The sequence below is a fragment of the Stenotrophomonas sp. A3_2 genome, from assembly GCF_036624925.1.
Lineage (GTDB): Bacteria > Pseudomonadota > Gammaproteobacteria > Xanthomonadales > Xanthomonadaceae > Stenotrophomonas > Stenotrophomonas hibiscicola.
The window spans coordinates 73,688-82,042 of the sequence record NZ_JAZKVY010000253.1 but is presented as its reverse complement, the minus strand read 5'-3'; the positions used below and the strand labels follow the sequence as shown (position 1 = coordinate 82,042).

The window sequence follows — 8,355 nt, the reverse complement described above, 5'->3', positions numbered from 1 at the left end:
AGGGGTGACGCCGGCAGCACCCGCCGAATGTACGCCCCTGTTGGCTGGTGGGCGCCTGGGTGGGCGCCAGCGCGCCCCCTTGGATGGGTTCCCGGCGGGTCCGGCACGCCCATGCCCTCCGCCTCCCCGCAGGACAGGAAGGCGCTGCTCTCAGCTCTGGCTCTGGCTTCAGAAAGCGGGCCGGCGGGCCGCAGGCCCGCCAGCGACACCCTCACCCGGCGACGATGTACTGCTGCAGCTGGTCCAGCTCGCGCCGCTGCGCATCGATCACCGACTTCACCAGGTCGCCGATCGAGATCACCCCCAGCACCTGCGCGCCTTCCACCACCGGCAGGTGGCGGATGCGGTAGTCGGTCACCAGCTGCAGGCAATGCTCCACCTGCTCGCCCGGCGAGACCGTCACCACCTGTGCGGTCATGATCTCGGCCACCGCCGTATCTCGTGAGGAACGATCACGCAGCACGATCTTGCGCGCGTAATCGCGCTCGGAAAGAATGCCGACCAGCCGCGGCCCCTCCATCACCAGCACCGCACCAATACCCTTTTCCGCCATCAGCCGGATCGCATCGATCACCGCCGCCTCCGGCGCGACCGCATGCACTTCAGGAGACTTGCCGTCCAACAGTTGCCGTACCGTGGTCATCTGCCTGCCCTCCAAGGGTGGGTTGCAGGGCAGAGTCTGCCACGGCGGATGCTAGCCACGTGTCAACCAGGTACAACGGCCGCTGCTTTGACTCTTCGTACAGCCGCCCCAGGTACTCACCGATCAGGCCCAGCGCGATCAGCTGCACCCCGCCCAGGAAAAGGATCACCGCCATCATCGTCGGCCAGCCCGCCACCCGGTCGCCATACAGCGCCGCCTTGATGATCACCCACACACCGAATACGAAGGCCACCGCCGCCGTTGCCAGCCCCAGGTAGGTCGCCGCCCGCAACGGCACGGTGGAGAAGCCGGTAATGCCCTCCAGCGCGAAGTTCCACAGCCGCCACAGGCTGAACTTGCTGGTGCCGGCCACGCGCGCATGGCGGTGATAGGGGACCGCGATCCGCTTGAAACCCACCCAACTGAAGAGCCCCTTCATGAAGCGGTGGCGCTCACGCATCTCGCGCAGCGCGCTCAGCGCACGCGGCGACAGCAGGCGGAAATCACCGGTATCGGCCGGGATCGGCGTGCGTGACAGACGACCGATCACCCGGTAGAACATCGCCGCCGTGGCGCGCTTGATCCAGGCCTCGCCGTCGCGGGCCATGCGCGTGCCATACACGTTGTCATGGCCCTCACGCCAGCGCGCGACGAACTGCGGCACCAGTTCCGGCGGATCCTGGCCGTCGGCGTCGAGGATCATCGCCGCGCCTTCGCGCACCAGGTCCAGCCCGGCGGTCAGCGCCGCTTCCTTGCCGAAATTGCGCGACAGCTTCAGTGCGGAAACCCGCGCATCGGACTGGGCCAGCCCGGCGATCACCTCCCAGGTGTCGTCGTGGCTGCCGTCGTCCACATAGAGGATGTGGCCGTCGAGTTCGGGCATGCCGTCGAGCACCGCGCACAACCGCGGATGCAGCAACGGCAATGCCAGGGCCTCGTTGTAGGCGGCGATGACGAAAGTAAGCCGTTCGCGGGTCATGCCCGGATTGTACGTTGCCGCCGCCCGCAGATCAGGCAGCGCGCGCTCACTCTTCCGAAAGGTACGCGGCCCCACCCAGCTGCCGTGCCTGGCGCTGGATCCAGGCCGCACGCCGCTGCACGTACGGCCCTGGCTTTGCCGCGTTGTAGCGCCGCGGCGCCGGCAACACCGCCGCCAGCCGCGCGCTATCGGCCGGGCTCAACCTGGCCGCGTCCTTGCCCCAGAACTTCTGCGCCGCCGCCTGAGCTCCGTACACGCCATCACCGAACTCGGCGATGTTGGCGTACATCTCCAGGATGCGCTCCTTTGGCCACAGCGCTTCGATCAGCACGGTGTACCAGACCTCCAGCCCCTTGCGGATCCAGCTGCGGCCCTGCCAGAGGAACAGGTTCTTGGCCACCTGCTGGCTGATCGTGCTGGCGCCCCGCAGTCGCCCGCCCTTGGCATTGTGGTCGCGGGCCTTCTCGATGGCCTGCAGGTCGAAGCCATTGTGGACGGGGAAGCGCTGGTCTTCGGCCGCCACCAGCGAGATCGGCAGGCTCGGCGCCATCTGGTCCAGGTCGCGCCACTGGTAATGCAGGCGATAGGACCAATCGGCCTCGCCCAGCGCCTCGCCATAGCGCCACAGCATGACCGTGGATACCGGCGGGTCGATGAACCGCAGCACCAGCACCTGCAGGCAGCTGAAGGCCGCCAGCAACACCGGCAGCCACAGCAGCCGTTTCCAGCGCCAGCGCCTGCGGCGTGGGCCTTCTGCTACGGCTTCCACCTTGTGCTGCTCTCCCCCTGCCCCCATTACTGGTGCATCCTTCTTCTATCTGGTTGTCGGCGCATTATCCGGCAACCGCCCCCGTTTACGCGCGATGTGAGCCGATGACCGCCAACCCCGATTCCCTGATCCGCTTCCTGCTGCCCGACGCTGGCGTCCGTGGCGTCCACGTGCGCCTGCAGGCCACCTGGCAGGAAATCCTGTCCCACGCCGCGTACCCGGACACCGCTGCCGAACTGCTCGGCGAGGCCTGTGTTGCCTCGGCGCTGTTCACTGGCCATACCAAGATCGATGGGCGCCTGTCGATCCAGCTGCGTAGCAGCACCGCCCTGCGCACCCTGTTCGCCGAATGCACCGCCGCCGGTACCCTGCGCGGCATCGCCCAGCTCAGCGAGGGGGCCGATGCGCCGCGCGACCTGTCCAGCCTGGGTGATGACGCCCTTCTCGCGATCACCATCGAAAACCCGGGCCTGGACCCGCGCGAGCCGCAGCGCTACCAGAGCCTGGTCGCACTGACCGCACCGGAGCTGGACGAGGCCTTCGAGGACTACTTCCGCCAGTCCGAGCAGCTGCCGACGCGCCTGCTGCTGGCCGCCGACCGCAATGGCGCCGCCGGCCTGCTGCTGCAGAAGCTGCCAGGCGATGAGGGTGACGAGGACGGCTGGGCGCGTGCCAGCGCCCTGTTCGAGACCCTGGGCAAGGCCGAACTGCTGGCCACCCCGGCCGAGCAGCTGCTGCACCGCCTGTTCCACGAGGAGAAGCCGGAACTGATGGGCGACAAGCCGCTGTCCTTCGCCTGCTCCTGTTCCCGCGAGCGGGTCGCATCGATGCTGCAGTCGCTGGGCGAGGACGAGGCACGTGCCGCGGCCGCGGACACCGGCGCCGTCGAGGTCCGTTGCGAATTCTGCGGGCGGGAGTATCACTTTCCTTTGACGGAGTTCGGCATACTGTTCCACGGTGCCGAGGGGACTGTACCGGCGCCCGAACGGCTTCAGTGAACAGCTTGTCTTGCATCTGGGGGGATCAAGGCTTGTTAAGAATTCATAAACACCCTACGATCAAGTTCCCGTCTCTACGGGAACTTCCGTTGTCCGTCCTTGTCTGAACTGGTCCGATGCGTACCTTCCTGCGTCTACCGCTGGCCCTGCTGATCGCCCTTGGCGCGATCACGGGCGCGCACGCGCAGAGCAAGGACACCCGGACCGTGCTGCCGGTATGGAACAAGGGCAGCGGCAAGGTCGAGGCATTGCTGTACCTGGAGCCCACCGGTGAACAGGCTGCCGGCGCCCGCTGGCACTTCGGCCGCAACTCGCTGGATGCGGCCTTCGGCCTGTCCTCCGGCGATTCGCTGGGCCTGCTCTGCAACAGCAGCAGCGGGACCAGCATGAGCGGCCTGGCCAGTCACTGCATGCTGGCCAGCCTGGGTGACGATGACGACCTCAACAGCCGCCGCTTCACCGGGACTGCAGCGCTGAACCGCGGCAGCGGCCGCCTCGGCATCACCGCGGGCGCGGGCCGTGAAACCCTGCCGGCGTGGCTGTCCGGCCCGAACAAGACACCCTCGCTGCGCGCCGAGCAGAACGATCTGACCGTGTTCGCGCAGAAGAACATCGGTCGCGAGGGTTTTGTCTCGATTGCCGGTACCTACGCCAAGGCGCGGCTGGTACCGTTGGCCGACGCAGCGCCGTCCATCGCCGACCGCTGGGACAGCAAAAGCCTGAGCATTGGCGCCGGGTACGGCAATTTCACCGGCAGCATCATCGGCCGCGTGATCGACGTGCCGGGCAAGCCTGGCAAGTGGGAAGGCCTGGGCATCGGCCTGACCTGGCGCACCCCGTGGTCCGGCCAGCTGACCGTTGGCGCCGAGAACGTGATCAGCCGGGGCAAGAATCCGTTCTCCCCGCGCAATGAAAGCAATGACGACGGCACCGTGCCGTACGTGCGTTACGAACAGGATCTCTGACCCGGCCCACGTGGGTCTTCACTGCACTGACTTCTTCCGGGCGCCGAAAGGCGCCCGTTGCATGTGCGCGCTCGTGATACACGCAGCGCGCTTTTCGGCGTACTGGATACCGCGCAACGCATGCCGACACACTGTGATACACATCAACGAGAACTTTTTTCGTCACTTTGCGCTAACAAACGAGACATCGTCAGCGCACGTGCACTTCAACCCTTTGATTTCCAGTGTGAAATTTCATTTTTACCAAAATCACAGGCTTGATTAACGCAGCTTTAATTCTTGGCCAACGCCCGCTACTATCGGTTCAGCCCTCGCGATTTGGGAGCGCTTTTCGCTCCCCCGCCGGGCATTAACCCAGCCAAGATTTCTTGGAGAGAGAGAGCCAATGAATTTCCAGTCCAACAAGCTGCGCGACGCCGTTCTGGTCGCGCTCGTTGCCGGTGTGGCGTCCACAGCCACCGCCCAGGCTCAGGAAGCGACCAACCTTGACCGCATCTCGGTCACCGGTTCGCGCATCAAGAGCACCGACATCGAAACCTCGCAGCCGGTCCTGAGCCTGACCCGCGCCGACATCGAAAAGCAGGGCGTGACCTCGGTCGCCGACATCCTGCAGCGCGTCGCCGCCAACGGCGCCGCGCTGAACCGTACGTTCAACAACGGCGGTGATGGCTCGGCCGGCATCAGCCTGCGCAACCTGGGTTCTGCGCGTACCCTGGTGCTGGTCAATGGCCGTCGCTGGACCACCGGTCTGGATGGCAGCGTCGACCTGAACACCATCCCGACCGCGATGATCGAGCGTATCGACGTCCTCAAGGACGGCGCGTCGACCATCTACGGTTCGGACGCGATCGCCGGCGTGGTGAACATCATCACCAAGCAGAACTTCGATGGCGCGGAAGCCAACTTCTACAAGGGCCAGTACAGCGCTGGTGACGGCGAACGCGAAGCAGCCGACTTCACCATCGGTACCACCACCGATCGCGCGTCGCTGATGCTGGGTGTCTCCTACGTGAAGGAAGACAAGGTCATGGCTGGTGATCGCAAGATCTCCGCCGGCGGCCCTCCGTTCTTCGACGGCCAGAGCAGCACCGGCATGCCGGGTTCCTACCTGCGCAATGATGAGCGCTATGTCCTGATCAACGGCGTGGAAACGCCGTTCAATGCCAACGTCCACGGCTACAACACCGCACCGGACAACTACCTGCTGACCCCGCAGGAGCGCACCTCGCTGTTCGCATCGGGCTCGTACAACATCACCGACAACGTCACCTTCCGCACCGAGGCGATGTACAACGAGCGCAAGTCCGAACAGCTGCTGGCCGCCATGCCCGTCACCGGCATGCGCCTGAGCAAGGACAGCATGTACAACCCGACCGGTGAGGACCTGACCGGCGTCAACCGTCGCTTCAACGAGAGTGGCGGCCGTTCGTTCAACCAGAACGTCAAGAACTGGCACTTCTACGGTGGCTTCGAAGGCTTCTTCGAGTTCGCCGATCGCAACTTTGACTGGGACGTCGGCTACCGCTACGACAAGACTGACCAGAACGACCTGACCTATGGCCTGTTCAACCTGGCCAACCTGCGCAACGCCTATGGTCCGTCCGAGCTTCGTGGTGGCGTGCCGGTGTGCGTTACCGCTCCGGGTGGCGACATCATCCAGGGTTGCGTGCCGGTCAATGCGCTGGGTCCGGAAGGCTCGATCAGCCAGGGTGCCATCGACTACACCTCGTTCACCGCCCACGACTCTTCCAACCTGGTGTCCAAGGGCTACTACGCCAACATCTCCGGTGAAATCGCCCAGCTGCCGGCAGGTGCCCTGGCGTTCGCCGCAGGCTACGAGTACCGCAAGGAATCCGGCCAGTTCGATCCGGACGCCTTCATTGCTGCGGGCCTGAGCACCGGCAACGGCGCCAAGCCGACCAAGGGCAGCTATGACCTGGACGAGTTCTTCCTGGAACTGTCGATCCCTGTCCTGGCCGATCTGCCGGGCGCCAAGCTGCTGGACTTCAGCGCGGCAACCCGCTACTCGAAGTACAGCAACTTCGGCAACACTACCAACAACAAGTTCGGCTTCCGCTGGAAGCCGATCGACGACCTGATGATCCGCGGCAACTACTCGGAAGGCTTCCGCGCGCCGAGCATCAGCAACCTGTTCGCAGGTGATGGCGATTCGTTCGAAACCTACGCCGATCCGTGCGCGGCCGCCAATGGCCCGACCGGTGCAGTGCTGGCGCAGTGTATTGCCCAGGGTGTTCCGGCTGGCTTCGTGCAGCCCAATACCCGCGACGATGACGGCGTGCCGCAGTCCGGTGCCGCCCAGACCGCCGAGCCGTTCACCTGGAAGTCCAACCCGAACCTGAAGCCGGAAACCTCGACCAGCAAGACGCTGGGCCTGGTGTGGAGCCCGAGCTTCGTGACCGGCCTGAACGTCACCCTGGACTGGTGGCAGATCAAGATCGATGATGCCATCACCCGTCCGGCAATCCAGGACATCATGAACTACTGCTACGGCGGCTCGCCGGCTGAGCAGGCAGCCTACTGCGGCCTGATCACCCGTGACCCGACCTACGGCACTGCCGCCGAGCGCTACACCATCACCAACGTCGACATGCCGCTGCAGAACCTGGCGTCGTACAAGGTGGAAGGCTGGGATCTGGGCATCCTGTATCGCCTGCCGGAAACCTCGATCGGCCAGTTCACCATTACCCTCGACAGCACCTACCTGAGCAAGTGGGAAACCAAGGCCACCGAAGACTCGCAGGTCGAAGGTCGCCAGGGACGTTACCTCGATCAGGATCCGTACTGGCGCATCCGTTCCAACCTGTACGTCGACTGGTCCTATGGTGATTTCGGCGTCAACTACGGCCTGCGCTACAAGTCGGGGATGACCGAGTCCTGCCTGCTGGGTGGTTCGCTGCGCAACTACTGCTCGGATCCCGAGAACCGCGAGAACCACATGGGCGCGACCACCTACCACGACGTCCAGTTCCGCTACAACACGCCGTGGAAGGGCACCATCATGGTCGGCCTGAACAACGTGTGGGACAAGGATCCGCCGGTCTCGTACTCGACCTCGTACAACATGTTCGACCCGCAGTACGACCTGCCGGGCCGCTACATGTACATGCAGTACAAGCAGAAGTTCTGATCGATCCACTGATCAGCTGATGCAGCAACGGCCCCGCAAGGGGCCGTTGTTTTTTGTGTGTTCCAGGTTGCGGCAGCACCAACGGAAAAGGCCGCGGCATTGCCGCGGCCTTTCTGTACTCAACGCAGCAACAACGCTCAACCGTTCGGAATCAGCGTCTCGATGAGATGCTCGACATAGGCTTCGAAATCCTCGCGCGCCTGCTTCGGCTGCTGCAGCTGCAACGACAACTGCAGGAAGCCGACATAGGCGGCGTAGGCCAGGCGTGCGCGATGGCGTGCATCGGTCGAGCTGAGCCCTGCCTGGCGGAACGAGGCAACCAGATAGTCGAGGCGACGCTGCGAAACCCGGTCGATCACCGGCCGCACCATCGGATGGTCCAGCGCCTTCAGCAGCTCGCTGTAGATGATGTGCGGCTGCACTTCATGCGCCACCATCTGGAACAGCTGGCGCAGGCGCACGCGCGGATCCGGTACGTCTTCCAGGCTGCCGAACACCTGTTCCTGTTCGAACAGTTCCCAGCGCTCCAGCGCCGCCTGCAGCAATGCATCGCGCGAAGGGAAATGCCAGTAGAAACTGCCCTTGGTCACGCCGAGTCGCCGCGCCAGCGGTTCCACCGCAACGGCGCCTACGCCTTGTTCAGCAATCAGGTCGAGGGCCGCCTGGGCCCAGTCTTCGGCACTCAGGCGGCTGTTGCGGCCGGCGCGCGGTTCGCCGGCGGAAGCGTCAGGTTGATTCATGGACTGATTTAACCATACGCCGGGGTTCGTTGCAGTACGCCGTTGCAGGCGAAACCGTCAAAGCCCCCCCCTGGACCCTACCGCAACGCACCATACGATGCAGTATTGACTTC

General features: G+C 64.7%; 7 protein-coding genes. 3 read left to right on the top strand and 4 right to left on the bottom strand.

The window, feature by feature from the left end:
- Positions 1-211: 211 nt before the first annotated feature.
- Genes R5H29_RS11395 through mtgA form a run of 3 tightly spaced genes read right to left on the bottom strand, consistent with a single transcriptional unit; the run spans position 212 to position 2,418 of the window.
- Entirely contained in the window at positions 212-643 is a 432-nt protein-coding gene (locus R5H29_RS11395; protein ID WP_019660070.1) for a CBS domain-containing protein, read from the bottom strand.
- A complete protein-coding gene (locus tag R5H29_RS11390; RefSeq protein ID WP_019660071.1) occupies positions 603-1,622 on the bottom strand; it encodes a glycosyltransferase family 2 protein in 1,020 nt (339 codons plus the stop codon). Before R5H29_RS11390 ends, R5H29_RS11395 begins: the two co-directional genes overlap by 41 nt.
- A gap of 46 nt (positions 1,623-1,668) precedes the next feature.
- Positions 1,669-2,418 carry a monofunctional biosynthetic peptidoglycan transglycosylase gene (gene mtgA / locus R5H29_RS11385; protein ID WP_134732307.1) on the bottom strand — a complete coding sequence of 250 codons (750 nt, stop codon included), beginning with the start codon at positions 2,416-2,418 and terminating at the stop codon, positions 1,669-1,671.
- A gap of 77 nt (positions 2,419-2,495) precedes the next feature.
- Between mtgA and R5H29_RS11380 the strand changes: the two genes are divergently transcribed.
- The 3 genes from R5H29_RS11380 to R5H29_RS11370 all read left to right on the top strand — a co-directional run bounded on the left by R5H29_RS11380 (position 2,496) and on the right by R5H29_RS11370 (position 7,502).
- Entirely contained in the window at positions 2,496-3,389 is an 894-nt protein-coding gene (locus R5H29_RS11380; protein WP_021204702.1) for an Hsp33 family molecular chaperone HslO, read from the top strand.
- Between the two features lie 116 nt (positions 3,390-3,505).
- The gene (locus tag R5H29_RS11375; protein ID WP_134732305.1) at positions 3,506-4,354 is read left to right on the top strand and encodes a hypothetical protein; all 849 of its coding nucleotides are present in this window, start codon (positions 3,506-3,508) and stop codon (positions 4,352-4,354) included.
- Between the two features lie 385 nt (positions 4,355-4,739).
- A complete protein-coding gene (locus R5H29_RS11370) occupies positions 4,740-7,502 on the top strand; it encodes a TonB-dependent siderophore receptor (RefSeq protein ID WP_111098784.1) in 2,763 nt (920 codons plus the stop codon).
- A gap of 137 nt (positions 7,503-7,639) precedes the next feature.
- Here R5H29_RS11370 and R5H29_RS11365 read toward each other — a convergent pair whose 3' ends face one another.
- Positions 7,640-8,242: a TetR/AcrR family transcriptional regulator gene (locus R5H29_RS11365; RefSeq protein WP_005418411.1), complete on the bottom strand. Its 603-nt coding sequence runs from the start codon at positions 8,240-8,242 to the stop codon at positions 7,640-7,642.
- Positions 8,243-8,355 lie beyond the last annotated feature (113 nt).